This is a genomic window from Mycobacterium timonense (assembly GCF_025821985.1).
GTDB classification, from domain to species: domain Bacteria; phylum Actinomycetota; class Actinomycetes; order Mycobacteriales; family Mycobacteriaceae; genus Mycobacterium; species Mycobacterium avium.
In genome coordinates this window covers 1-24,336 of the sequence record NZ_JACKSY010000115.1, presented here as the reverse complement: position 1 = coordinate 24,336, position 24,336 = coordinate 1, and the positions used below count along the sequence as shown (strand labels likewise).

General features: G+C 71.7%; 21 protein-coding genes and 1 pseudogene. 11 read left to right on the top strand and 11 right to left on the bottom strand.

Annotated elements, in window-relative coordinates; translation table 11 throughout:
• Positions 1-4 precede the first annotated feature (4 nt).
• Positions 5-163 carry a hypothetical protein gene (locus H7I87_RS27715; RefSeq protein ID WP_003874441.1) on the bottom strand — a complete coding sequence of 53 codons (159 nt, stop codon included), beginning with the start codon at positions 161-163 and terminating at the stop codon, positions 5-7.
• A 206-nt stretch (positions 164-369) separates the two neighbouring features.
• On the opposite strand from H7I87_RS27715, the gene imuA' reads away from it, so the two are divergent.
• Positions 370-1,059, top strand: a complete 690-nt coding sequence (gene imuA' / locus H7I87_RS27710) for a DnaE2-dependent mutagenesis accessory factor ImuA' (RefSeq protein ID WP_009978879.1) — start codon at positions 370-372, stop codon at positions 1,057-1,059.
• 48 nt (positions 1,060-1,107) lie between these two features.
• Positions 1,108-2,649 (top strand): Y-family DNA polymerase, encoded by a 1,542-nt coding sequence (locus tag H7I87_RS27705; protein WP_031348259.1) that lies wholly within the window; start codon positions 1,108-1,110, stop codon positions 2,647-2,649.
• Here the strand turns inward: H7I87_RS27705 and H7I87_RS27700 are convergent.
• The 6 genes from H7I87_RS27700 to H7I87_RS27675 form a co-directional block, all read right to left on the bottom strand.
• Positions 2,640-3,818 (bottom strand): alpha-hydroxy-acid oxidizing protein, encoded by a 1,179-nt coding sequence (locus H7I87_RS27700; RefSeq protein ID WP_023862266.1) that lies wholly within the window; start codon positions 3,816-3,818, stop codon positions 2,640-2,642. The genes H7I87_RS27705 and H7I87_RS27700 overlap by 10 nt on opposite strands.
• Before the next feature lie 57 nt (positions 3,819-3,875).
• Positions 3,876-5,135 (bottom strand): 3-oxoacyl-ACP synthase KasB, encoded by a 1,260-nt coding sequence (gene kasB / locus H7I87_RS27695; protein WP_011726014.1) that lies wholly within the window; start codon positions 5,133-5,135, stop codon positions 3,876-3,878.
• A gap of 162 nt (positions 5,136-5,297) precedes the next feature.
• Positions 5,298-6,338, bottom strand: coding sequence for a nucleoside hydrolase (locus tag H7I87_RS27690; RefSeq protein WP_023862267.1), 1,041 nt, complete (start codon positions 6,336-6,338; stop codon positions 5,298-5,300).
• Between the two features lie 13 nt (positions 6,339-6,351).
• A complete protein-coding gene (locus H7I87_RS27685) occupies positions 6,352-7,098 on the bottom strand; it encodes a 2OG-Fe dioxygenase family protein (protein WP_031348260.1) in 747 nt (248 codons plus the stop codon).
• 45 nt (positions 7,099-7,143) lie between these two features.
• Positions 7,144-9,171, bottom strand: coding sequence for an SDR family oxidoreductase (locus H7I87_RS27680; RefSeq protein ID WP_031348261.1), 2,028 nt, complete (start codon positions 9,169-9,171; stop codon positions 7,144-7,146).
• A gap of 87 nt (positions 9,172-9,258) precedes the next feature.
• Positions 9,259-9,972 carry a histidine phosphatase family protein gene (locus tag H7I87_RS27675; protein WP_023862270.1) on the bottom strand — a complete coding sequence of 238 codons (714 nt, stop codon included), beginning with the start codon at positions 9,970-9,972 and terminating at the stop codon, positions 9,259-9,261.
• Between the two features lie 93 nt (positions 9,973-10,065).
• Between H7I87_RS27675 and H7I87_RS27670 the strand changes: the two genes are divergently transcribed.
• Positions 10,066-10,932, top strand: a complete 867-nt coding sequence (locus H7I87_RS27670) for a MaoC family dehydratase (RefSeq protein WP_003874377.1) — start codon at positions 10,066-10,068, stop codon at positions 10,930-10,932.
• Here H7I87_RS27670 and otsB read toward each other — a convergent pair.
• On the bottom strand, positions 10,929-12,104 hold the full coding sequence (otsB, locus tag H7I87_RS27665; protein WP_023862271.1) for a trehalose-phosphatase: 1,176 nt from the start codon (positions 12,102-12,104) through the stop codon (positions 10,929-10,931). The two genes, H7I87_RS27670 and otsB, sit on opposite strands and share 4 nt — an antisense overlap.
• Before the next feature lie 43 nt (positions 12,105-12,147).
• Positions 12,148-13,473, bottom strand: coding sequence for a wax ester/triacylglycerol synthase domain-containing protein (locus tag H7I87_RS27660; RefSeq protein WP_033725834.1), 1,326 nt, complete (start codon positions 13,471-13,473; stop codon positions 12,148-12,150).
• 171 nt (positions 13,474-13,644) lie between these two features.
• Between H7I87_RS27660 and H7I87_RS27655 the strand changes: the two genes are divergently transcribed.
• Both H7I87_RS27655 and H7I87_RS27650 read left to right on the top strand, forming a co-directional pair.
• Positions 13,645-16,926 (top strand): error-prone DNA polymerase, encoded by a 3,282-nt coding sequence (locus tag H7I87_RS27655; protein ID WP_023862272.1) that lies wholly within the window; start codon positions 13,645-13,647, stop codon positions 16,924-16,926.
• A 119-nt stretch (positions 16,927-17,045) separates the two neighbouring features.
• A complete protein-coding gene (locus H7I87_RS27650) occupies positions 17,046-17,693 on the top strand; it encodes a nitroreductase family protein (RefSeq protein ID WP_009978862.1) in 648 nt (215 codons plus the stop codon).
• A gap of 70 nt (positions 17,694-17,763) precedes the next feature.
• On the opposite strand, the gene H7I87_RS27645 is transcribed toward H7I87_RS27650, so the two are convergent.
• Entirely contained in the window at positions 17,764-18,228 is a 465-nt protein-coding gene (locus H7I87_RS27645; protein WP_009978861.1) for a tRNA (cytidine(34)-2'-O)-methyltransferase, read from the bottom strand.
• Positions 18,229-18,245: 17 nt separating this feature from the next.
• Between H7I87_RS27645 and H7I87_RS27640 the strand changes: the two genes are divergently transcribed.
• The 6 genes from H7I87_RS27640 (at position 18,246) to H7I87_RS27615 (ending at position 23,864) form a co-directional block, all read left to right on the top strand.
• Positions 18,246-18,851, top strand: coding sequence for a class I SAM-dependent methyltransferase (locus tag H7I87_RS27640; RefSeq protein WP_009978860.1), 606 nt, complete (start codon positions 18,246-18,248; stop codon positions 18,849-18,851).
• A 255-nt stretch (positions 18,852-19,106) separates the two neighbouring features.
• A complete protein-coding gene (locus H7I87_RS27635) occupies positions 19,107-21,941 on the top strand; it encodes an ATP-binding protein (protein ID WP_033726036.1) in 2,835 nt (944 codons plus the stop codon).
• A complete protein-coding gene (locus H7I87_RS27630; RefSeq protein WP_009978855.1) occupies positions 21,938-22,360 on the top strand; it encodes a roadblock/LC7 domain-containing protein in 423 nt (140 codons plus the stop codon). The genes H7I87_RS27635 and H7I87_RS27630 overlap by 4 nt, the downstream gene beginning before the upstream one ends.
• A gap of 7 nt (positions 22,361-22,367) precedes the next feature.
• Complete coding sequence (locus tag H7I87_RS27625) at positions 22,368-22,742, top strand: DUF742 domain-containing protein (RefSeq protein ID WP_003874386.1); 375 nt, start codon at positions 22,368-22,370, stop codon at positions 22,740-22,742.
• A complete protein-coding gene (locus H7I87_RS27620) occupies positions 22,723-23,310 on the top strand; it encodes a GTP-binding protein (protein WP_003874387.1) in 588 nt (195 codons plus the stop codon). Before H7I87_RS27625 ends, H7I87_RS27620 begins: the two co-directional genes overlap by 20 nt.
• Positions 23,307-23,864, top strand: coding sequence for a pentapeptide repeat-containing protein (locus H7I87_RS27615; RefSeq protein WP_011726006.1), 558 nt, complete (start codon positions 23,307-23,309; stop codon positions 23,862-23,864). Before H7I87_RS27620 ends, H7I87_RS27615 begins: the two co-directional genes overlap by 4 nt.
• Here H7I87_RS27615 and H7I87_RS27610 read toward each other — a convergent pair.
• Positions 23,861-24,214: pseudogene (locus H7I87_RS27610) on the bottom strand (integrase core domain-containing protein); the annotation flags it as partial. The gene H7I87_RS27615 and the pseudogene H7I87_RS27610 sit on opposite strands and share 4 nt — an antisense overlap.
• Between the last annotated feature and the right edge of the window lie 122 nt (positions 24,215-24,336).

Here is a 24,336-nt window from a genome sequence, read left to right as displayed (position 1 = left end):
GCCGTCAGCCGGACGGGATGGTCGCCGCGCCGCCGCCGAGGGCGCGCGGCGCGATCCGGCGCTGTGCGGTCTGCACGGCCGCGGCGAACCGCGGGTCGGGCTGGAGGGCGTTTTCCCGGTAGCAGGCCTCGGTGAATTTGATGACGTGCTCGTCGCCGTGCACGACGGTGCGGCTTCCACCGGCTTTCTACCGGCCCGGCCCGGCATTGCCACTCGGGGCAAAAAAGCACCATCCGTCCCACCGGCACCGAGCGCATAAGGCTGCCCCTTACGTTTCTTGACGGTTGTCGGAGGGTGGGTGTTTACTCCCCAGTGAATCGAACATGCGTTCGAAATATTCGGGCGACGAGTGGCGACAGGAGGCTGGTCATGACCGCGGCTTTCGCCTCCAGTCGCCACGAAGAAACCCGCGCCGAGCGGCTGGAATCGCTGCGCCGGCGGATGGCGGAGATGTCCGGGAGGATGTCCGGGGCGGCATCCGGCGCCGCCGCCCCCGCCGACCTGCTGGGCGCGGAATCTTTGCTGGCCCTGCCGCGGTGGCTGGCCGAATCGGTGCGGGTGCCCCGGGGGTCGGTGGCGGTGCTCTCGGGCGCCCGGTCGCTGCTGTTGAGCATGGTGGCCGCGGTGACGGCGGCCGGGGGCAACGCCGCGATCGTCGGCCAGCCGGACATCGGGCTGCTGGCCGCCGCCGAGATGGGGGCGGACCTGAGCCGGCTCGCGGTGATCCCGGACCCCGGGACCGATCCGGTGGAGGTGGCCGCGGTGCTGGTCGACGGCATGGACCTGGTGGTTCTCGGGCTGGGCGGGCGCCGGGTGCCGCCGACCCGGGCCCGGGCGGTGGTGGCGCGGGCCCGCAGCAAGGGCTGCACCCTGCTGGTCACCGGCGGCGATTGGCAGGGCGCGCCGACGCGGCTCGCGGCCCGGGTCTGTGGCTATGAGGTCACACCGGCCCAGTGGGGAAAACCCGCCCCGGGGTTCGGGCGCATCAGCGGGGTGCGGCTGCAGGTCAGCGGGATGTGCGCGGGACGGCGGGTGGCGGCCCAGGCGCGGGCGGGGTGAATTCCGGTGGTAACCCCTTCTGGTTCAAGGGTTTTGGCGATCTGGTGCATGGACTGGCCCGCGGTGGCGGCGGCGGCCGCCGCGGAGCTGCCAGCCACCGCCCCGGTCGCGGTCACGTTGGCCAACCGGGTGATCGCCTGCTCGTCGGCCGCCCGCGCGGCCGGGGTGCGGCGAGGCCTGCGCCGCCGGGAGGCGGCGGCCCGGTGCCCGCAACTGCATGTCAGCACCGCCGACGCGGACCGCGACGCCCGCTTCTTCGAAGCGGTGATCGCGGCGGTGGACGACCTGGTGCCCCGCGCCGAGGTGCTGCGGCCCGGGCTGCTGGTGCTGCCGGTGCGCGGGGCGGCCCGCTACTTCGGGTCCGAGGAGGCCGCGGCCGAGCGGCTGGTCGACGCGGTGGCCGTGAGCTCGGTGGCCGGCGCCGAGTGCCAGGTCGGGATCGCCGACCGGTTGTCTACCGCGGTCCTGGCGGCGCGGGCGGGCCGGATCGTGGAGCCGGGAGGCGACGCGAAGTTCCTGTCGGTGCTGTCCGTCCGCCAACTCGCCACCGAGCCGAGCCTGTCCGGCCCCGGCCGCGAAGAGCTGACGGACCTGTTGTGGCGGATGGGAATTCGCACCATCGGACAGTTCGCCGCGCTGGCCCGCGGCGACGTGGCGTCCCGGTTCGGCGCCGACGGGGTGGCCGCGCACCGGCTGGCCCGCGGCGAACCCGAACGGCCGCCCTCCGGGCGGGAACCCCCGGCCGAGCTCGAGGCCGTGCTGGACTGCGACCCGCCGATCGACCGGGTGGACGCCGCGGCGTTCGCCGGGCGCTCGCTGGCCGGCACGCTGCATCAGGCGCTGATGGCCGCCGGTGTGGGCTGCACCCGGCTGGCCATTCACGCCGTCACCGGGAGCGGCGAAGAACGCCACCGGGTGTGGCGGTGCGCCGAGCCGTTGACCGAGGACGCCACCGCCGACCGGGTGCGCTGGCAACTGGACGGCTGGTTGAGCAACCGCACCGCGCGCGATCGTCCCACCGCCCCGGTGACGCTGTTGCGGCTGCGGGCGGTGGAGGTGGTCTCCGCCGAGGCGCTGCAGTTGCCGCTCTGGGGCGGCCTGGGGGAGGAGGACCGGCTGCGGGCCCGCCGGGCGCTGGTGCGGGTGCAGGGCTTGCTCGGCCCGGAGGCGGTGCAGGTGCCGGTGCTGTCCGGTGGCCGCGGCCCAGCCGGGCGCATCACCTTGATCCCGCTCGGCGACGAGCCGGTGCCGCAGGCCGATCCCGACCTGCCGTGGCCCGGCCGGCTGCCCGAGCCGTCACCGGCGGTGTTGCTCGACGATCCGGTGGAATTGCTTGACGCCCAAAACAATCCGATACGTGTCAGCAGTCGGGGGCTGTTCTCCGCCGACCCTGCGCGCCTGGTCGTCCACGGCCGGGGCGAGCGGCTGTGCTGGTGGGGCGGGCCCTGGCCGGTCGACGAGCGGTGGTGGGACGACCGGGGTCAGGGTGGGGGCCGTACCGCCCGCGCGCAGGTTCTGCTGGAAAGCGAACGCGCGCTGCTGCTGTGCTACCGGCAAAGGAGGTGGTATTTGGAGGGAAGCTACGAATAACGTTGTGGTGCAACATGTTCGACGCGGCGAAGCGCGTCCGGCGTCAGGTCCTTCAGCGAGGGGTAGCCGTCGACGGCCATGATCAGGTCGGCCTCGGCCAGCAGCGAGCGCAGCACGTGCACGATGCCGTCGACGCCCCCGAGCGCCAGCCCGTAGGCGTAGGGGCGGCCGATGCCGACCGCGGTCGCCCCCAGCGCCAGCGCCTTGACGATGTCGGCCCCGCTGCGCACACCCGAGTCGAACAGCACCGGCAACCCGTCAGCCGCCTCGACCACCCCGGGCAGGCAGTCCAGGCAGGGCAACCCGCCGTTGGCTTGCCGGCCGCCGTGGTTGGAGCAGTAAATGGCATCCACCCCAATGTCTTTGGCGCGGCGCACGTCGTCGGGGTGGCAGATGCCCTTGGCCATCAGCGGCAGGCTGGTCCGCGACCGCAGCCATTCCAGGTCCTCCCACCGGAACGGCCCGCCGAAGATCGGCAGCTTGCGCACCGCCGCCTCGGTGGGGTCTTCGCCGCGGCTCAAGCCGGCGCGAAAAACCGGATCGCTGGTGTAGTTGGCCAGGCACCCGCTGGGCACCTGGGGGTAGTTCCCGCCGCTCAGGTCGCGGGGCCGCCAGCCGGTCACCCAGGTGTCCAGGGTGACGGCGATGCCCTTGAAGCCGGCCGCCTCGGCCCGGTGCACCAGGCTGGCGGCCATCTTGCGGTCCGGCGGGGTGTAGAGCTGGAAAAACGCTGGGGTGTCGCCCAATTCGTCGGCCAGGTCCTCCATCGGATCGGCCGACAGCGTGCCCACGAAGAACGGGACGCCGGTGCGGATCGAGGCCCGGGCGCAGGCCAGGTCGCCGTGGCCGTCGGGGTCGCACACCCCGATCACGCCGATGGGCGCCATGAATATCGGCGACGGGAACCGGGTGCCGAACAGCTCGACGGACATGTCGCGCTGTTCGGGGGCGATCCCCATCCGCGGGTACAAGCCCCACCGCTTGAACGCCTCGCAGTTGGCCCGCTGGGTGTGCTCGTCGCCGGCGCCGCCGGCGACATACCCCAGCACCTTCGGGGTCATCGCCGCCGACGCCTTGGCCTCCAGCTCCTCGAATCTGATCGGATACTGCGGCTGGTTGCCGTGCAACGACTGGTCGTAGAGCTCGTTCTGATACTCGGCGAAGGCCATAGTCGCTGCTTTACCCTCTGCTCGGATCACCAAACGAGGGCCGGCGCGACGGCGGGGTCAGTACCGTCCGAAGGCGATGGCGACGTTGTGGCCGCCGAAGCCGAACGAGTTGTTGATCGCGTACTGGTAGTTGCCCGGTCGCGGTTTGCCCGCCACCACGTCCAAATCGATTTCGGGGTCGAGGTTTTCCAGGTTCAGGGTGGGCGGGACGACCTGGTCGCGCAGGGCCAGCACGGTCAGGATGGACTCCACCGCGCCGACCGCGCCGACCGAGTGGCCGAGCGCGGCCTTGGGGGCGTAGACGGCGGCGTTGCCGCCGTGCGGGCCCAGCGCGTTGTTGATGGCCTTGCCCTCGGCCACGTCGCCCACCGAGGTGCCGGTGGCGTGCGCATTGACGTGGGTGATGTCTTTCGGGGTCAGCCCGGCCAGCTGGATAGCGCGGCTCATGGCGTGTCCGGCGCGTTCGCCGTTGGGGTCCGGGGCGACCATGTGGTAGCCGTCGGAGGTGATGCTGGCCCCCATGATGCGGGCCAGGATGTTGGCCCCGCGGGCCTTGGCGTGTTCCTCGGTTTCGATCACCATCAGCGCGCCGGCCTCGCCGAACACGAAGCCGGTGCGGTCCCGGTCGAACGGGCGACAGGCGCCGACGGGGTCGTCGTTCTTGGTCGACATCACGATGCGCATCTGGGCGAACGCCGCGATCGCCACCGCCTCGATGCGGACCTCCACGCCGCCGCAGATCGCGATGTCGGCCTCGCCGAAGACGATGTTGCGCCACGCCTGGGCGATGCCCTCGGAGCCCGACGCGCACGCCGACACCGGCGTGATGACGCCGGCCTTGGCGTGCCGTTCCAGGCCCACCGCGACGGCCGCGCCGTCGGGCATGTACTTCGACACCGCCAGCGGCGAGACCCCCTTCATGCCCCGCGCACGCAGGTCGTCGTAGCTGAACACGATCTGCTCCGCCGAGCCCAAGCCGGTGCCGATGGACACCATGAGCCGGTTACTGTCAACTTCGGGCGAGCCGGCGTTCTCCCAGACCCGCCGGCCCAGCACCGTCGACATCATCTGCAGGTAGCCCATCCGGTGCCGCTCGGCCCGGGTCAGCCCGTCGTCGAAATCCTCCAACAGATGTCCGCCGATGCGCACCGGCAGGTCGAACTCCTCGACAAAGGAATCCTCGAGCTTGCGGATACCACTTTGACTGTCCAGCAACAGCTTCCAGGTGGTATCGGCGTCGGTTGCCAGCGCGGTCGTCATGGCGATGCCAGTGACGACCACGTTCGGCAGCGTTTCCCCGGTAACCAGCTCCGTCATGACACTCGATACCTTTCACTTGACGGGAGCCGTCCACGCGTGACGTCGCGCCCCCACTCGTCCATCTTCATGAAAACACAATCCGCCGACGTCACCGGCGCAGGTGACCGGCAACCGCCGATTTTCGTGTGACGGCCCGCCTTCGTTTCGCGGATACCGTCGTCACCGGCCGCCGCCCACCCGGCGGGCGAACGGCCCCACCCGTTCGATGAACCGGTCGAAGAATGCCGCCGAGTCCACATCAATCCCGATGAGCGCGTTGGGTCCTCGACGACCCGACCAGTCGGTGACCGTCATGGCGCGGGTCAGGGTGCCGGTCAGCTCGATCTCCACCGTCGCCGGACGGGTGGCCACCAGCGTGGGGTCCAGCGCGACGGCGGCGGCCAACGGGTCGTGCATGTGCGCCTGATAGCCGTGGCCGAGGTCGTGATAGGCCTCCAGGTAGAACCGCATCGCGTCCTCGATCACCCGGATCAGCGGGTTGGCGGCCGCCGACCGGGTTCCGGGTTCGTCGTCGGCGCTCAGCGGGCGGGTGCCGGAGTCCGCGGCGGTGGCCAGCCGCGTCAGGTGATCCGGCGTCATCGCCACCTTGCGGGTCAGGTCCAGCCCGCACAGGATCGGCAGCCGCTCCCGCACGACGTCGGCGCCACCCCAGCCGGCCAGCACCTCGGCCGCGGCCTCGGGGTCCACGCTGATGTTCCATTCCGCCACCGCGGTGGTGTTGCCCCGATGGTCGTAGGAGCCGCCCATGATCACCAGCCGGCGCAGCAGGGTCGGCAGCGCGGGCTCGGCCCGCAGCGCCAGCGTCAGGTTGGTCAGCGGCCCGGTCGCCACCCCGATCAGCTCCCCGGGGTGGGCGTGCGCGGCGCGCACCCAGGCGCTCGCCGAGTCGTGGTCGGTGACCCGGTGGTCGCTGGGCGGCAGCTCGGCATAGCCCAATCCCCTGGGGCCGTGGACTTTTGACGGCAGCCGCATCGGGCCGGTCAGGGTCTGCCCGGACCCCTTGGACACCGGGATGCCGGTCAGCCCGCACAGCTGCAGCAGGCCCAGGTTGTTTTCGCAAACCTGCTCCACCGCAACGTTTCCGCCGGTCGATGCGATGCCGACCACGTCGGCGTCCGGGCTGGCGAACAGGTACATCAGCGCCAGCGCATCATCCACGCCGGTGTCGACATCGACGAAAACTGGAGTCACCGCGGCCACGATACCGCGACGATCAGGGCCGGCCGGACGCGAAGGTGATCACCAGGACGTCCCGGCGGGCCGGGCCGCCGGCCCTCGGGCGTCGGATCGGCGACACCTGGTGCAGGGTGCGGCGGTCGTCGCTGACCAGCAGGGTGCCCGGCTCGGCCAGCGTCGCCGCCAGCAGCCGCCGGCCGTCGGCCTCGTACACCGCGCTCTCGCCGCCGATGGCGTTGCGCCGGGCCACCAACAGCGAGCTGACCAGGGTGACACCGTCGCGGTGCCGGCCCTCGGGCGTCGGTTGTCCGCCGGTGCCGCACTCCTGCGGCGCCGACCGGATGCGGAACGGGTGCACCTGGACGTTCCACTCGCCGACCTCGTCGAGGGCGGCGGCGATCCGGGACAGCAGCCGTATCACCTTGTGCAGCAATGGGTCCCGGGCGAACTCGTCGGTCAGCGGCGCGAAGTCGCGGTCCTGGCCGACATAGAGCGGATTGGAGTCGTCGGGCTGCGCGAAGGCCCGGTGGGCCATCGGGTGCAGCACGCCGTCGCGCAGCAGGTACCGGCCGTACCGGCGCAGCCGGGTGACACCCAGTTCGGCCGCATACGGGTCGGGCGCCAGCCGGTCCCAGTGCCGGGCGAACCGCGTCCACTCCTCGCGGCCCACACCCAGGCTGCGCGTCACACTCAGCGCGGGCAGCACCGCCGCGCCGGTCGCGGCCACCAGTTCGGCGGCCGCTCTCACGGGATCGATGTCAGTCCGGCCGGCACTGCCTACCATCGCGCCGGAGTACCGCGATCGCGCCCGGGTAAACGTGTGCGCGGATCACCAGTGCACGCCGGGGACCAGGCGCACCAGCCGCCTGACCGGGCGCGGTGTGCGCAGGCCGCGCGTGACGGCGCGGACGGGCCGGCGCGGTTTGCGGGGTGCAGTGCGTTCGGTGTGTTCCACCGGCCGGGGTTCGGTGGCCACCCCGCGCGCCGCGGCCGAGTCCGGGTAGCCGAGGTAGAGCTGGTGCAGGACCCGCCGAGAAGTCCTGGGCGCGAAGTAGTTTCCGGCCTCGGCCAGGGTGCCCAGCGGGGTGTCGATGCGGGCCGGCTTTTCCACCAGCCCGCGCACCACCATCGCCGCCGCGCGCTCCGGGCTGATCGCCCGCACCGGGTTGAGCCGGTGCGACGGCACGATCATCGGGGTGCGCACCAGCGGCATGTGGATGTTGGTGAAGGTGATGTGGTCGGACAGCACCTCCGAGCCGACCACGTCGGCGAACGCGTCCAGGGCCGCCTTGGTCGGCAGATAGGAGCTGTACTTGGGGTTGCGTGCCTGCACACCGGCGCTGGACACGTTGACGACGTGACCGAATCGCCGCTCCCGCCAATGCGGCAGCAGCGCCAGCACCATCCGCACCGCGCCGAAGTAGTTGACGGCCATCACCCGTTCGTAGTCGTGCAGCCGATCGGTCGAGTTGACCACCGAGCGGCGGATCGACCGGCCGGCGTTGTTCACCAGGTAGTCGACGTGGTCGAACCGGCCCAGGATGTCTTTGACGGTGTGTTCCACCGACGCGGAATCGGTGACGTCGCAGGTAAAGGCATGGGCCGCACCGCCATTGGCGCGGATCTCGTCGACCAGCGCGTCCAGTGCGGCGCCGTTGCGGGCCAGTGCGAACACGGTGGCGCCCCGCTGCGCGATCGCGATGGCCGACGCCCGGCCGATGCCGCTGGAGGCGCCGGTGACGATGACGTGCCGGCCGTACAGCGGTCCCCGCGGATCGTCGCGGCGCGCCCGGTCGGGGTCGAGGTGCTCGGCCCAGTACCGCCACAGCCTGGGCGCGTAGCCGGCGAACTCGGGAACTTCGATTCCGGTGCCCGCCAACGCATTTCGCGTCTTCTCGCTGACGAAGGTGGGGGCCAGGTCGACCAGGTCGAACACCTGCGCGGGGATGCCGAGCTGGGTGGCCGCCATGTCGCGCACCACCCGGGCGCGGCCGCGCACCTTGAGCACCGGGGCGGCCACCGCGCCGGGCAGCGACCCGCGCAGCGGCGGCAGCCCGGCCGCCTTGGCCACGCCCCGGTAGATGCCGCGCAGGCCGATGGTCTTCTCGGCGGTGAGGTGGAAGGTCTGCCCGTCCAGGCCGTCGGCGTGCATCAGCGCGACCAGCGCGTCGGCGACGTAGTCGACCGGCACGATGTTGGTGCGCCCGGTGTCGGGGAGCAGCATCGGGGTGAACCTGGGCAGCACCGCCAGCTTGGCCAGTACGCCGAAGAAGTAGTACGGCCCGTCCACCTTGTCCATCTCGCCGGTGCGCGAGTCGCCCACCACCACCGCCGGGCGGTAGATGCGATGACGCAGGCCGGGCGCCGAGCGCACCAGCAGCTCGGCCTCGAACTTGGTCTGGTGATACGGCGTGGGCAGTTGCTGGCCCACGTCGAAGTCGTCCTCGGTGTACTCGCCGGGGAAGTCACCGGCCACCGCGATGGACGACACGTGGTGCAGGGTGGCGCCGAGCCGTTGCGCCAGCTCGATCACGGCGCGGGTGCCGTCCACGTTGGCGGCCCGCTGCTCGGCCTCCCCGGCGGTGATGTCGTAGATCGCCGCGCAGTGCACCAGGTGGTCGACGTGTCCCAGCTCGGCCAGGGTCTCGTCGCTGAGCTCCAGCGCCGGCAGCTCTCCGACCAGCGGTTTCACCCGGTCGCCCCACGGGGTGTCGCCCCGCGCCGAGAGCCGTTCGAACCGGCCCAGCGACTGCCGGCGGACCAGCACCCACACCTGCGCGTCGGGCCGGGTTTGCAGAAGACGAGTGACGACGCGGCGACCAATAAACCCGGTACCGCCGGTAACGACATACCGCATGAAGACATCGTGGCGGTGCCGGCCGCGCACGTCAACCGCCGAGTTTGGGGAGCGAGCTTGGGGGCCGAGCTTCGGGGCGGCCGGGGGCTAGCTGCGGAAGTCGCGGATCCCGTCCCAATCCACCAGCGTCCAGCCGGTGATCGGGTTGCCGTTGATCACCACCCGGCCGGTGTTGGGCAGCGGATGGGTGTTCATCAGGCTGTCCTTGGCGTTGCGGGTGTTCATCAGCGTCCACACCATGATCGAGTTCGCGTGCGAGAACACCACCGGGTTGCGGTGGCCGCTGTTGTAGATCTTGTTGACGGCCGCGGTGAACTGGTCGTTGAACTCCTTGCCGCTGATCGAGCCGGGGATGCTGTCGGAGACGTCGCCCTTGAGCCAGTTCGCCGGCGCCACCAGGTAGGTCGACTTCGCCATCGACTCGGGTTTGCCGTTGTACCAGCCGGCGTTGATCTCCTGGATGCCGGGCAGCACCTCGACCTGCTTGCCGAGCTCGGCGGCCAGCGGGGCCGCGGTTTGCTGGGCCCGGGTCATGGTGGAGGCGTAGACGCTGTCGTAGTCCTTGCGGCCGAGTTGGTGGGCGACCTGTTCGGCCTGCCCCTTGCCCTCCGGGGACAGACCCGGCCCGGGCACCTCGGTGTCGATGGTGCCGCTGGCGTTGGCCTCGGACTGGGCGTGCCGGACGAAGGTCACCGTGATGGACCGGGCCTGCGGTGAGCCGCCGCAGGCGGCGACGGTCACCGTCGCGATGAGCGCGGCCAGCGCCACCGAGACCTTCCGGATCATGCTGCGCGTGGGCATGAGAGATAGCCTGCCCTGCCGACGGCTCCGCTGGGAAGGGTTTGCGATGGTTAGCGGGAGAAAAGCTCTCGAATCCGCGAAAAGGAGACTCCCATGGCGATTGACCCGAGTGCCGTCGGCGCGGTGACCGAACCCCTGCTGTTCGAATGGACCGACCGGGACACCCTGCTTTATGCGCTCGGTGTCGGCGCCGGGGTCGACGACCTGGCCTTCACCACCGAGAACAGCCACGGCATCGACCAGCAGGTGCTGCCCACCTACGCGGTGATCTGCTGCCCGGCCTTCGGCGCGGCCGGGCTGGTCGGAAAGTTCAACTGGGCCATGCTGTTACACGGCTCGCAGAGCATCCGGCTGCACGCGCCGCTGCCGCCGGCGGGCAAGCTCTCGGTGGTCTCGGAGGTCGCCGACATCCAGGACAAGGGCGAGGGCAAGAACGCGATCCTGGTGTTGCGCGGCCGCGGCACCGAGCCGGACTCCGGGCAGCTGATCGCCGAGACGCTGACCACCCTGGTCATCCGGGGCGAGGGCGGGTTCGGCGGGATGCCCGGGCAGCGGCCGATCGCGCCGGAATTCCCCGACCGCGAGCCCGACGCGCGGATCGCACTGCCCACCCGGGAGGACCAGGCGCTGATCTACCGGCTCTCCGGGGACCGCAACCCGCTGCACAGCGACCCGTGGTTCGCCCGGGAACTGGCCGGCTTCCCCAAACCGATCCTGCACGGGCTGTGCACCTACGGGGTGTCCGGGCGGGCGCTGGTGGCCGAGCTCGGCGGCGGCGTCGCGGCCAACATCACCTCGATCGCGTCGCGGTTCACCTCGCCGGTGTTCCCCGGCGAGACGCTGACCACGCTGATCTGGCGCACCGAGCCGGGCAAGGCGGTGTTCCGCACCGAGGCGTCGAACCCGGACGGCTCCAACACCCGGGTGGTGCTCGACGACGGCGCGGTGGAGTACGCCTAACCCTCGCCGCGTTCGAGCTGATCGGCCAGCCGCTCGGTGAACTCGGCGGCCCGCGCGGGACTGTCCAGCGCGAACAGGGCCGCGGTGGCGCGGTCGCCGTCGTCGTTGTGCCGCACCAGGATTGGCACGCCCTGGACGGGCCCGCCGCGCACCGCGTCGAACGCGTCCTCGTCGGTGATGTCGTCGCCGAGGTAGACCGGCGTCAGCGCACCCGACCCGGACCGGCGCAGGTGCTCGATCACCCAGTGCAGCGTCTTGCCCTTGTCCCAGTCCAGGTCCGGGCGCAGCTCGATGACCTCGCGGCCGGTGGTCACCCGCAGCGCGTCGTGCCGGCCTGCGGCGCGCACCGCCGCCGCCACCTCGCCGACGCGGTCGCGTGCCGCGTTGCGGTAGTGCACCGCGACGCCGAATCGCTTGTGCTCCACCACAACACCCGGGATCGTGCCGAGTTCGTCGCTCAGCCGCCCGGCCGCTTGCGCCAGCACCGGGATGGCCGCGGCGGCGTCGTCGTTCTGGTGGTGGCTGCCGTCGGGTGCGGTCAGCTCGAAGCCGTGGCTTCCCGCATACCAGATCCCCGGCACCCCAACGCGTTTCGTCACGTCGGCTAGATCGCGCCCGGACAGCACCGCGACCGGGCAACGCGCGGCCAGCCGGGTCAGCGCCGCGGTGGCCCCGGCCACCGGGCGGGCCGCGTCGGGATCGTCGACGATGTCCGACAGCGTGCCGTCGAAGTCGAAGAACACCGCCGGGTGCCGACCGGCCAGCCCGTCGGCGCCGCCGGTCAGGGCCTGGGAGGCATCCGGCAGCTGAGACATCCGGCGGTCGCCGGTGCGCACGGTGATCTGTTCCAGCTCGGCGATCACCGCGTCGGCCCCGGCCGCGCGCAGCCCGTCGCCGTCGCGCCCGTCGGGCGCCAGTCCGATCACCAACGCGAACCCGGCGGTGCGGGCCGCCTCGACGGTCGCGGGGTCGCCGGCCACCACCACGCAGCGGCCCGGGCGGACCCGCAGCCGGTCGGCCGCCGCCGCCGGTTCGTCCGCCGCGATCGCCGCGGTGCCCACCCCGATCTGTCCCAGTTGGCTCGTCAGTGCCGAGCCCAGCGCGTCGCCGACCCCGAACAGCACCGCGTCGTGGCGGCGCGGGTCGATCACCACCGGCCCCGATTCGCCCATGAGGAAAACCTTCTCACGGCGGCACGGTCGCGCCCCGAGCCGGTCAGTGACGTGCGTGTCCGGGCGCCGATGGGTGCGCGGGCGGCACCCGGCCCAGCGGCGGGCGGGCCGCGCGGCGGCGCCGCCGGTCGGCGAACAGCAGCACGGAATCGTCGCCGAGGGCCGCCAGCCGCGCCATGCCCAGCTCGACGGCGGCGGCCAGCCGCGTGACGTCGAACCCGTCGCCCGGCCCGGCGGTGATGCCGAAAACCAGTTCGTCGCCGTAGCTGAGCACCGCGACCCCGGTGTGCAGCTGGGTGGCCGTCGGGGGGACCGGCAGCAGCCGCTCCAGCGTCTGGCCCATCACCCGCAGCCGTCGGCGCGGCCCGGGCACGTTGGTGGCCAGCGTGACGACGGCACGCTGCGGCAGCCGGGACAGCAGCTGGATCAGGTTGCCGCGCACCATGTTCGGGAGCAGTCCGAGCGCCGATTCGACGATGCCGGCCGGCTGCGTCCCGGCGGCGGGGTTGCACCGGGCGTGCACGGTCTGCAGCCGGCGCACCGGGTCGTCGTGTTCGACGGGCAGGTGCGAGAGCACTGCCGAGCGGACCGGCAGCGGGACCAGGGTGCGCAGCGAGTCGGCCCGCGGTTGCTCGCCGCGGTCGAGCAGCACCGTGCGGAATCCCTCGGTGACGGCGGCCAGCGCGACGTCGTTGGCGCTGACACCGAATTTGCGGCAGACCCGGTCGACGTCGGCGATCGGCACCCGCACCGTGGCGTAGCGGCGCACCGGCGCCACCGCCTCGGCCCGCCCGGCGAGCCGGAGCGCCCCGAGCAGCCCACCGGTCAGCGACGACACCCGGCTCAGCGCGTCGAGCCAGCCGGTCGAGGATGAAACTGGTTGTGTTGCAACGCTATTGGCGAACATGTCGGCGTCGGCGTCGTCGCAGAGCCGGGTGATCAGGCGGGCGGCCGGGTTGCCGTCCAGCAGGCCGTGATGGGTCTTCATCAACATCGCCCACCGGTTGCCGCACAAGCCCTCGATCACCCAGCATTCCCACGGCGGGCGACCCGGGTCCAGCGGCCGGCGCAGCGCCTGGCCGATCACCCGCGACAGCTCTGCCTCGTCGCCGGTGCCCGCGATCGCCACCCGGCGCAGGTGCCGGGCCAGATCGAAGTCCGGGCAGTCCACCCACTCCCGGTTCAGCGGGTGCGCCCGCAGCAGCTGCGTGCACCGCGCGATCGGCAGGATGCGTTCTGCCACAAGGTGTTCCAGTTGCGCGGGGTCGGGCACGGTGCCGTCGACGATGGCGACCGCCCCGATCGCCAGGCTGGCGTGCTGATCCGGATCGTGGGCCTTGAGGAACGCCGTATCGAGTGTCTGCGCCATGCTCGGTCCCGCCCGTGTCCGCTTTTTTGAACCCGTACCAGTATTCGTCCAGTGCCCCGCCCGCGGTAACCCCCGCAGCGTTAAGACCTTGTTTAGGAGTTGAAGATCGGTTTAACAACGGTTGTACCGGGCCGCGATTAAATCGAACATCAGTTCGATATACTCGGGTCTGTGGGCTGGTTCAACGGGCCGCCGAGTTGGGCGGAGATGGAGCGGGTGCTCGACAGCAAGCCGCGCCGCGCCGGCGAGTCGCCGGCCCCGGAACCAGACGGACCGCTGTCGCGCGGGCGCGCGACGTACCGGCCGCCGGACGAGGGCCGGGCGGCCCGTTCGTCGGTTCCCTATGCCGAATTGCACGCGCATTCCGCGTTCAGCTTCCTGGACGGGGCGAGCACGCCCGAGGAGATGGTCGAGGAGGCCGCCCGGCTGGACCTGCGCGCCCTGGCGCTCACCGACCACGACGGGTTGTACGGGGCGGTGCGGTTCGCCGAGGCGGCGGCCGAACTCGACGTGCGCACCGTGTTCGGCGCCGAACTGTCTTTGGGCCCCAGTGCGCGCACCGAGGCGCCCGACCCGCCCGGCCCGCACCTGCTGGTGCTGGCCCGCGGCCCCGAGGGGTACCGGCGGCTGTCGCGGCAGCTGGCCGCGGCGCATCTGGCCGGCGGCGAGAAGGGCAAGCCCCGCTACGATCTCGACGCGCTGACCGAGGCCGCCGGCGGGCACTGGCACATCCTGACCGGTTGCCGCAAAGGCCATGTGCGCCAAGCGCTTTCCGAGGGCGGGCCGGACGCGGCGGCGCGGGCGCTGGCCGATCTGGTGGACCGGTTCGGCGCGGCGCGGGTCAGCATCGAGCTGACCCGGCACGGCCAGCCGCTCGACGACGAACGCAACGCGGCGCTGGCCGCGCTGGCCCCGCGCTTCGGGGTCGGCGTCGTCGCCACCACCGCCGCGCATTTCGCCGGGCCGTCGCGGCGCCGGCTGGCCATGGCGGTGGGCGCCATCCGGGCCCGGGAGTCGTTGGATTCGGCCGCCGGATGGCTGGCCCCGCTGGGCGGTTCGCACCTGCGCTCCGGCGAGGAGATGGCCCGGCTGTTCGCGTGGCGCCCCGAGGCGGTGACCGCCGCCGCCGAGCTGGGCGAGCAGTGCGCGTTCGAGCTGGCGCTGATCGCGCCGCAGCTGCCGCCGTTCGACGTGCCCGACGGGCACACCGAGGACAGCTGGCTGCGGCAGTTGACCATGACCGGGGCGCGCGACCGCTACGGGTCACCCGAGCACGCGCCGCGGGCCTACGCCCAGATCGAGCATGAGCTGAAAGTCATTGCGCAACTGCAGTTTCCGGGCTATTTCCTGGTGGTGCACGACATCGCCCGGTTCTGCCGGGAGAACAACATCCTGTGCCAGGGCCGGGGATCGGCGGCCAACTCCGCGGTCTGCTACGCCCTGGGCGTCACCGCGGTGGACCCGGTGGCCAACGAGCTGCTGTTCGAGCGTTTCCTGTCGCCGGCCCGCGACGGGCCGCCCGACATCGACATGGACATCGAATCCGACCAGCGCGAAAAGGTGATCCAGTACGTCTACGACCGCTACGGCCGCGACTACGCCGCCCAGGTCGCCAACGTCATCACCTACCGGGGAAAGATCGCGGTGCGCGACATGGCCCGCGCGCTGGGCTTCTCGCAGGGCCAGCAGGACGCGTGGAGCAAGCAGATCAGCAGCTGGAGCGGGCTGGCGGATTCCCCGGACGTGGAAGGCATCCCGCCGCAGGTGATCGATCTGGCCAACCAGGTCCGCAACCTGCCGCGACACCTGGGCATTCATTCGGGCGGCATGGTGATCTGCGACCGCCCGATCGCCGACGTGTGCCCGGTGGAGTGGGCCCGGATGGAGAATCGCAGCGTGCTGCAGTGGGACAAAGACGACTGCGCGGCAATCGGTTTGGTGAAGTTCGACCTGCTCGGGCTGGGCATGCTCTCGGCGCTGCACTACGCCATCGACCTGGTGGCCGAGCACAAGGGGATCGAGGTGGACCTGGCGCGGCTCGACCTGTCCGAGCCGGCGGTGTACGAGATGCTGGCCCGCGCCGATTCCGTCGGCGTGTTCCAGGTGGAGTCGCGCGCGCAGATGGCCACCCTGCCGCGGCTGAAGCCCCGGGTGTTCTACGACCTGGTGGTGGAGGTGGCGCTGATCCGTCCCGGGCCCATCCAGGGCGGGTCGGTGCATCCCTACATCCGGCGGCGCAATGGGGTGGACCCGGTACTCTACGACCACCCGTCCATGGAGCCGGCGCTGCGAAAGACGTTGGGAGTGCCGCTGTTTCAGGAACAGCTGATGCAACTCGCGGTGGACTGTGCTGGCTTTTCGGCTGCCGAGGCCGATCAGCTGCGCCGCGCCATGGGGTCCAAGCGCTCCACCGAGCGGATGCGACGGCTGCGCGGCCGGTTCTACGACGGCATGCGGGCGCTGCACGGCGCCCCCGACGAGGTGATCGACCGGACCTACGAAAAGCTGGAGGCGTTCGCCAATTTCGGCTTCCCGGAAAGCCATGCGCTGAGCTTCGCGTCGCTGGTGTTCTACTCGTCGTGGTTCAAGCTGCACCACCCCGCGGCGTTCTGCGCGGCGCTGCTGCGCGCCCAGCCGATGGGGTTCTACTCGCCGCAGTCGCTGGTGGCCGACGCGCGCCGGCACGGCGTGACGGTGCACGGCCCGGACGTCAACGCCAGCCTGGCGCACGCCACGCTGGAGAACGCCGGCACCGAGGTGCGCCTCGGCCTGGGTGCCGTCCGCCACATCGGCGACGACCTGGCCGAAAAGCTGGTGCAGGAGCGAAAGGCCAACGGCCCGTTCGCTTCCCTGCTGGACCTGACCGCCCGGCTGCAGCTTTCGGTGCCGCAGACCGAGGCGCTGGCCACCGCCGGGGCGTTCGGCTGCTTCGGGATGTCGCGGCGCGAGGCGCTGTGGGCGGCCGGGGCGGCGGCCACCCAGCGGCCAGACCGGCTGCCCGGGGTGGGTTCGTCCTCGCACATCCCGGCGCTGCCGGGGATGAGCGAGCTGGAGCTGGCCGCCGCCGACGTGTGGGCCACCGGCATCTCCCCGGACAGCTATCCGACCCAGTTCCTGCGCGACGACCTGGACGCGATGGGGGTGGTGCCCGCGGCGAGGCTGGGGTCGGTGCCCGACGGCGACCGGGTCCTGATCGCGGGCGCGGTGACGCATCGGCAGCGGCCCGGCACCGCGCAGGGGGTGACCTTCCTCAACCTCGAGGACGAGACCGGGATGGTCAACGTGCTCTGCACCCCGGGGGTGTGGGCGCGGCATCGCAAGCTGGCCAACACCGCGCCGGCGTTGCTGGTGCGCGGGCAGGTGCAAAACGCCAGCGGCGCCATCACCGTCGTCGCCGAACGGTTGGGCCGCATCACCCTGGCCGTCGGCTCGCGCTCCCGCGACTTCCGCTGACCGGCCCGCCGAACGTGCACTGGCGGCGAAAATTTCGCGTGAACGTCACCGTGAGTGCACGTTCGGTGGCGACGGGCCGACCGACGGGCCGACCCGCCGGCCGACGGTAGTCTCCAAGCATGACCCTGAACCTGTCCGTCGACGAAGTCCTGACCACCACCCGCTCGGTCCGCAAGCGGCTCGACTTCGACAAGCCGGTGCCCCGCGAGGTCCTGATGGAATGCCTGGAACTGGCGCTGCAGGCGCCCACCGGGTCCAATGCCCAAGGCTGGCAATGGGTTTTCGTCGAGGACGCCGACAAGAAGAAGGCGATCGCCGACATCTACCTGGCCAACGCCCGCGCCTACCTGAGCCTGCCCGCCGCCGAGTACCCCGAGGGCGACACCCGCGGCGAGCGGATGCCCAAGGTCAAGGACTCGGCGGTCTACCTCGCCGAGCACATGCACGAGGCGCCAGTGCTGCTGATCCCGTGCCTGGAGGGGCGGGTGGAGAACGCGCCGCTGGGGCTGAGCGCGTCGTTCTGGGCGTCACTGTTCCCGGCCGCGTGGAGCTTTTGCCTGGCGCTGCGCTCGCGCGGGCTGGGCACGTGCTGGACCACGCTGCACCTGATCAACGACGGCGAGAAGCAGGCCGCCGAGCTGCTCGGCATCCCGCACGACCGCTACAGCCAGGGCGGGCTGTTCCCGATCGCCTACACCAAGGGCACCGACTTCCGCCCGGCCAAGCGGCTGCCCGCCGAGCAGGTCACGCACTGGGACAGCTGGTGAATCCGCGGCGATCGCAAGCGCGGCGCAGCCGGGCGAAGCGGGTCGCCGCGATGAAATCAGGTCGCCGAAATCAGGTCGCCCCGGCGTAGCCGTGCTGCCGCCACGCCTCGTAGACGGCGATCGCCGCGGCGTTGGACAGGTTCAGTGAGCGCCGCCCGGCCAGCATCGGGATGCGCACCTGGGTGGTGACGTGCGGGTCGGCCAGCGTGGCCGCGTCCAGCCCGGTGGGTTCGGGGCCGAACATCAGCACGTCGCCCGGCCGGTAGCGCAGCTCGGCGAACGACGCGGGGGCGTGCGAGGTGAACGCGACCACCCGGGCCGGCGTCAACGCGTCCCACGCGGCGGCCAGCGAGGCGTGCACGGTGACCGAGGCGAGGTCGTGATAGTCCAGCCCGGCCCGGCGCAGCTTGGGTTCGGACAGGTCGAAGCCCATCGGCTCGACCAGATGCAATTCGCAGCCGGTCGCCGCCGCCGTCCGGATGGCGTTGCCGGTGTTGGGGGCGATGCGCGGGGAGACGAACATCAGCTTGAACACAACGCGATAATGGTCGCATGGTCGAGCAGAGCATCTGGATGCAGAAGGTCGCTGCCGATCCCGGGCATTCGCACTGGTACATCGAGCGCTTCCGCGCCATGGCCCGCGCCGGCGACGACCTGGCCGGCGAGGCCCGGTTCGTGGACGCCATGGCGCCCCGGGGCGCCCGCATCCTCGACGCCGGCTGCGGACCCGGCCGGCTGGGCAGCTACCTCGCCGCGGCCGGCCACCAGGTGGTCGGCGTCGACGTCGACCCGGCGCTGATCGAAGCCGCCGAGCACGACCATCCCGGGCCGCGCTGGCTGGTCGGCGACCTCGCCGAGCTCGACCTGCCCGCCCGCGGCATCACCGACCCGTTCGACGTGATCGTCTCGGCCGGCAACGTCATGACGTTCCTGGCGCCCAGCACCCGCGTGCTGGTGCTGAGCCGGCTGCGCGCACACCTGGCCGCCGACGGCCGCGCCGCGATCGGCTTCGGCGCCTACCGCGAGTACGAGTTCACCGACTTCCTCAACGACGCGGCCGACGCCGGGTTCGCCCCCGATCTGCTGCTGTCCAGCTGGGACCTGCGGCCGTTCACCGAGGACTCCGACTTCCTGGTCGCGGTGCTGCGCCCGGCCTGACCTTCCGCCCGTCGCGGTGTTTGCCAGGGCCGACGACGGCCGGGCGGCGCCACCTTGGAGGGACCTGTCTGCTCAGTGACGATTCTGGTGGGCTGGGCCGCGGGCTGTCATACTCGTCGGGTTGCCACACTTACGCACACGCCGATCTGGCGCGCGGCGGGCGAAATGGCGAAATAAAGCAGGAAGTTTCATGAGCCTCGGGTTTGTTTCAGCACTGAGCGCAGCGGCCGGTCGCGCGGCCGCGACGACGTGACCATGTTCAGCCGCCCGGCCGAACCGGCCGCGGCGGAAGCCCCCGGGCCCGCACCGCTGGGCGGCGGCGCCGTGCCGGCCAAACGCCCGCCGGCATGGTCGCTGAGCAACTGGCCGGTGCGGTGGAAAGTGCTGGCCATCGTCCTGGTTCCGCTGATGCTGGCGACGGTGTTCGGGGTGCTGCGCATCCACGGCGCGATGGCCAACGCGGCGGGCCTGCGGCTGGCCGCCGCCCGCGCCGACGTCGTCCCGGCGATCACCAAGTACATGTCGGCGCTGGACGTCGCGCTGCTGGCGGGCTCCGCCGGGCGCGACGCCGAGGGCGCGAAGAAGAACTACGAGGCCCGCAAGAACGAACTGCAGACCAGGCTGGGCGACACCGACGTCACCGACGACGTCCGCGCCGGGGTGAACAACCTGCTGGACACCGGCCAGATGCTGGTGAACAAGGTGGCCGAGGGCAGCCTCGGCCTACGGGAACGGGTGACCTTCTACGCGCCGATCCTGTTGACCGCCGAAAACGTCATCAACGCGTCGGTGCGGGTCGACGACGAGCGGATCCGGGCGCAGGCCCAGGGCCTGAGCCGGGCGGTCGGCGCCCGCGGGCAGATGACCATGCAGAAGATCCTGGTCACCCGGGGAGCCGAGCTGCCCGAGCCGCAGCTGCGCACCTCGATGGCCACCCTGGCCGGCACCGAACCGTCGACGCTGTTCGGCATGAGCGAGGTGCTCGGCGCCGGATCGCCCGAGGCCAAGACGCTGCAACAGCAGATGGTCAGCCGGATGGCGATCATGTCCGACCCGGCCAGCGTGCTGGTCGACAACCCCGACCTGCTGCGCTCGATCCAGACCACCGACGACATTGCCGACCAGGTCATCAAGAACACCACCGCGTCGGTGACCAAGTCGGTGCACGCGCAGGCCGCCGAACGGCGCAACTCGGCCATCCTGGACACCGCCCTGGTGCTGGCCGCCATCGTGATCGCGCTGGCGGTGGTGCTGCTGGTGGCGCGGGCCCTGGTGCGGCCGCTGCGCACGCTGCGCGACGGCGCGCTCAAGGTGGCCCACACCGATCTCGAGGAGGAGATCGCACACGTGAAAGCCGGTGGGGCCGAACCGATTCCGGCTCCGCTGCCGGTGTACACCACCGAGGAGATCGGCCAGGTCGCGCACGCCGTGGACGAGCTGCACACCCAGGCCCTGCTGCTGGCCGGCGACGAGGCGCGGCTGCGGCTGCTGGTCAACGACATGTTCGAGACCATGTCGCGGCGCAGCCGCTCGCTGGTCGACCAGCAGCTGGCACTCATCGACCGGCTGGAGCGCAACGAGGACAATCCCGAACGGCTGGACAACCTGTTCCGGCTGGACCATCTGGCGGCCCGGCTGCGCCGCAACAGCGCCAACCTGCTGGTGCTGGCCGGCGCGAAGCTGGCGCGCGACCAGCGCGATCCGGTGCCGCTTGCCACCGTGATCAACGCCGCGGTGTCCGAGGTGGAGGACTACCGCCGGGTCGAGATCGCCGGGCTGCCCGAGTGCTCGCTGCTCGGGGCGGCCGCCGGCGGCGCCATCCACCTGTTCGCCGAGCTGATCGACAACGCGCTGCGGTACTCGCCGCCGACCACCTCGGCCCGGGTGTCGGCGTCGCGCGGCGGCGACGGGGGAGTGGTGGTGCGCATCGCCGACTCCGGCCTGGGGATGAACGACGCCGACCGGCGCATCGCCAACATGCGGCTGCAGGCCAGCGGCGACGCCAACCCCGACCCGCATCCCGAAAACGCCCGGCATCTCGGCCTTTTCGTGGTGGGCCGGATCGCGGCCTGGCACGGGATGCGGGTGGGGTTGCGCGGCCCGGCGGCCAACGAATCCGGCTCGGGCACCACCGCCGAGGTGTACCTGCCGCCGACGGTGCTCGCCGGCCGGGTCGTCGCCGAGCCGTCCGGGCCCCGGCACATCCGGGCGGTCTCGTCGCCGAGCGCCAAACTCGCCAGCGCCATCGCCGCACCCGCCGAGGAGGGCGGCCGGCACGACGGCACCCAGCAGCCGGCCGCGCGCGGCAGCCGCAACGCCGGCGACGCGTCCACACCGCCGGTCACCCTGCTGCCCCGCCGCAATCCTGGGTCCAGCGGCATCGCGGATGTTGCCGCGGTTCCCGCCCCGCCCGCCGAACCGCAGCCCCGACGGCAGCGCCGTGAGTTGGCGACGCCCTGGTGGGAGGCCAGCCCGGCGCCCAGGCCGGCCCCGGAACGGGCGCCCGAGCCGGCCCCCGAACCGCAGCAGCCGGCGCCCCGGCCGGCCCGCGCGGCGTCGGACACCTCGGCCTTCTTCGCCGCCCGCCCGCGTACCGAGACGCCGCCCGAGGCGCCCCCGAAACCGCCCCCGAAGCCGAAGCCGAAGCCGGAAGCCTCCATTCCGCCCGCCGCCAGCACCGGCCCGGCCGACGACGACGTCATCTACCGGCGCATGCTCTCGGAGATGCTGGGCGACCCGCACGACCTGGTCAACAGCCCCGACCTGGACTGGCAGTCGGTGTGGGACCGAGGCTGGACTCTGGCGGCCGCCGCCGAGGACAAGCCCGTCGAGTCGCACACCACCGACCACGGCCTGCCCGTGCGCACCCCCGGCGCCCGGCTGGTGCCCGGCGGCGCCCACGGGGCCGCGGCCGAACCCGACGACGAGCCGGGGCTCAACGGCCGCTCACCCGCGCCGCGCCGGCCGCAGCACGCCGCCGTCGCCCGCGACCCCGAGGCGGTCCGCGCCTCGTTCAGTAGCCATTTCGGTGGCGTGCGCACCGGACGGTCGCACGCCCGGGAGAGCAGCGAAGGACCCGACCAACAATGACCGCACCCGACAATTCCTGGTCTGCAGCCCCGGACCGGTCGCTGGACTGGCTGGTGACGAAGTTCGCCCGCGAGGTCCCCGGCGTCGCGCACGCGCTGCTGGTGTCCGTCGACGGGCTGCCCGTCGCCGCCAGCGAACACCTGCCGCGCGAACGCGCCGACCAGCTGGCCGCCGTCGCCTCCGGGCTGGCCAGCCTCGCGACGGGCGCCGCCCAGCTGTTCGAGGGCGGGCAGGTGCTGCAGTCGGTGGTCGAGATGTCCAACGGCTACCTGCTGCTGATGCAGGTCGGGGACGGCTCGCATTTGGCCACGCTCGCCGCGGCGTCCTGCGACATCGGTCAGATCGGCTACGAGATGGCCGTCCTCGTCGAGCGGGTGGGCGGGGTGGTGCAGTCCACCCGCCGGTCCAGCGTCTCGTGAGCGCCCGATGGACACCCCCGAGACCTGGCCGACCTCCCGCAGCGGGAATCTGGTCCGGCCGTACACGCTGACGTCGGGGCGCACCGACACCACCGTCGACCTGCCGGTGGAGGCGCCGATCCAGACGTTGCAGGCCGGCCTGACGCACCGGTGGCCGCCCGGCGACGCGCGCGGCAGGATCGTGCGGCTGTGCCTGGACAGCCCGTCGGTCGCCGAGATCTCGGCCCGGCTGGACCTGCCGCTGGGCGTGGCGCGCGTCCTGGTCGGCGATCTGGTGTTGTCCGGCTACCTTCGGGTGCACAAGACGTTGTCCGAGCGTTCGACCAGGGATGAGCGCCACGAACTGATAGGAAGGACCCTGCGTGGCTTACGCGCACTCTGACGTGCAGCTTGACTCCGGCGACCACGCGTCGACCAAGATCGTGATCGCCGGCGGATTCGGCGCCGGCAAGACCACGTTCGTCGGGGCGGTGTCGGAGATCATGCCGCTGCGCACCGAGGCCATGCTCACCGACGCCTCGACCGGCGTGGACGCGCTGGAGGCCACGCCCGACAAGCGGACCACCACGGTGGCGATGGACTTCGGCCGGATCACCCTGGCCGACGATCTGGTGTTGTACCTGTTCGGCACGCCGGGGCAGCGCCGGTTCTGGTTCATGTGGGACGACCTGGTGCGCGGCGCGATCGGCGCGGTGGTGCTGGTCGACTGCCGGCGGCTGCAGGACAGCTTCGCCGCCGTGGACTTCTTCGAGCACCGCAACCTGCCGTTCCTGGTCGCGGTCAACGAGTTCGACGGGGCGCCCCGCTACCCGGTCGAGGAGGTGCGCGAGGCGCTGACGCTGCCGCCGCACATCCCGGTGATCACCGTCGACGCCAGGGACCGCCGGTCGGCGACCGACGCCCTGATCGCGGTCAGCGAATACGCGCTGGCCAGCCTGTCGGCCAATTGACCGCGTGGGTCGACCGCGAATTCGAGCGGCACGATTTCACCGACGAGGACCTGGTCGGGCTGTCGACCGAGCGGGTGGTGTTCACCGAATGCAATTTCAGCGGCGCCAACCTGGCCGAGTCGCGGCACCGCGCGTCGGCCTTCCGCAACTGCACCTTTCGTCGAACATCGTTGTGGCACAGCACTTTCGAGCAGTGCACCATGCTGGGGTCGGTGTTCGAGCAGTGTCGGCTGCGGCCGGTGACGTTCGATGAGGTGGACTTCACGCTCGCGGTGCTCGGCGGCAACGACCTGCGCGGCGTCGATTTGAGCGGGTGCCGGCTGCGGGTGACCTCGCTGGTGGAGGCCGACCTGCGCAAGGCGGTGCTGCGTGGCGCGGACCTGCGCGGCGCGCGCACCACCGGCACCCGGCTGGACGACGCCGACCTGTGCGGCGGCGCCGCGGACCCGGCGCTGTGGACGACGGCGTCGCTGGCCGGGGCCCGCGTCGACGTCGACCAGGCCGTCGCCTTCGCGCTGGCGCACGGGCTGCGGCTGGACGGCGGGGACGGCTAGTTGTACTGACCTGAGAGGTTAGGTACGCGGGTGGCAGGTGGTTGGCCGCCGAGTGCGGTGTGGCCGCGGTGGTGATTGTAGGTGTGCAGCCAGCGGGGGAACTCGGCGCAGCGTTCGGCGTCGCTGCGGTAAAGCCGTGCGTAGGCCCATTCGTCGGCCAGGGTGCGGTGGAATCTCTCCACCTTTCCGTTGGTCTGTGGGCGGTAGGGGCGTGTTCGGCGGTGCTCGATGTCGCCAAGAGCGTCCCTGAACGCATGTGATCGGTAACAGGAGCCGTTGTCGGTCAACACTTTTCGTACCGTAAAACCGCATGTGGTGAACCAGGCTTGCGCGCGAAGCCAGAAGGCTGCGGGGTCACGTCCCGTGGAGTGGTGTAAGAGCGGTCGCGTGTCCGCGTGTGGCTCTGTGGTAGCCACTATGCCGTGAGAGCGGCTGTGGGGGCAATGGTTTCGGCACTTTGGTCACTGACGTC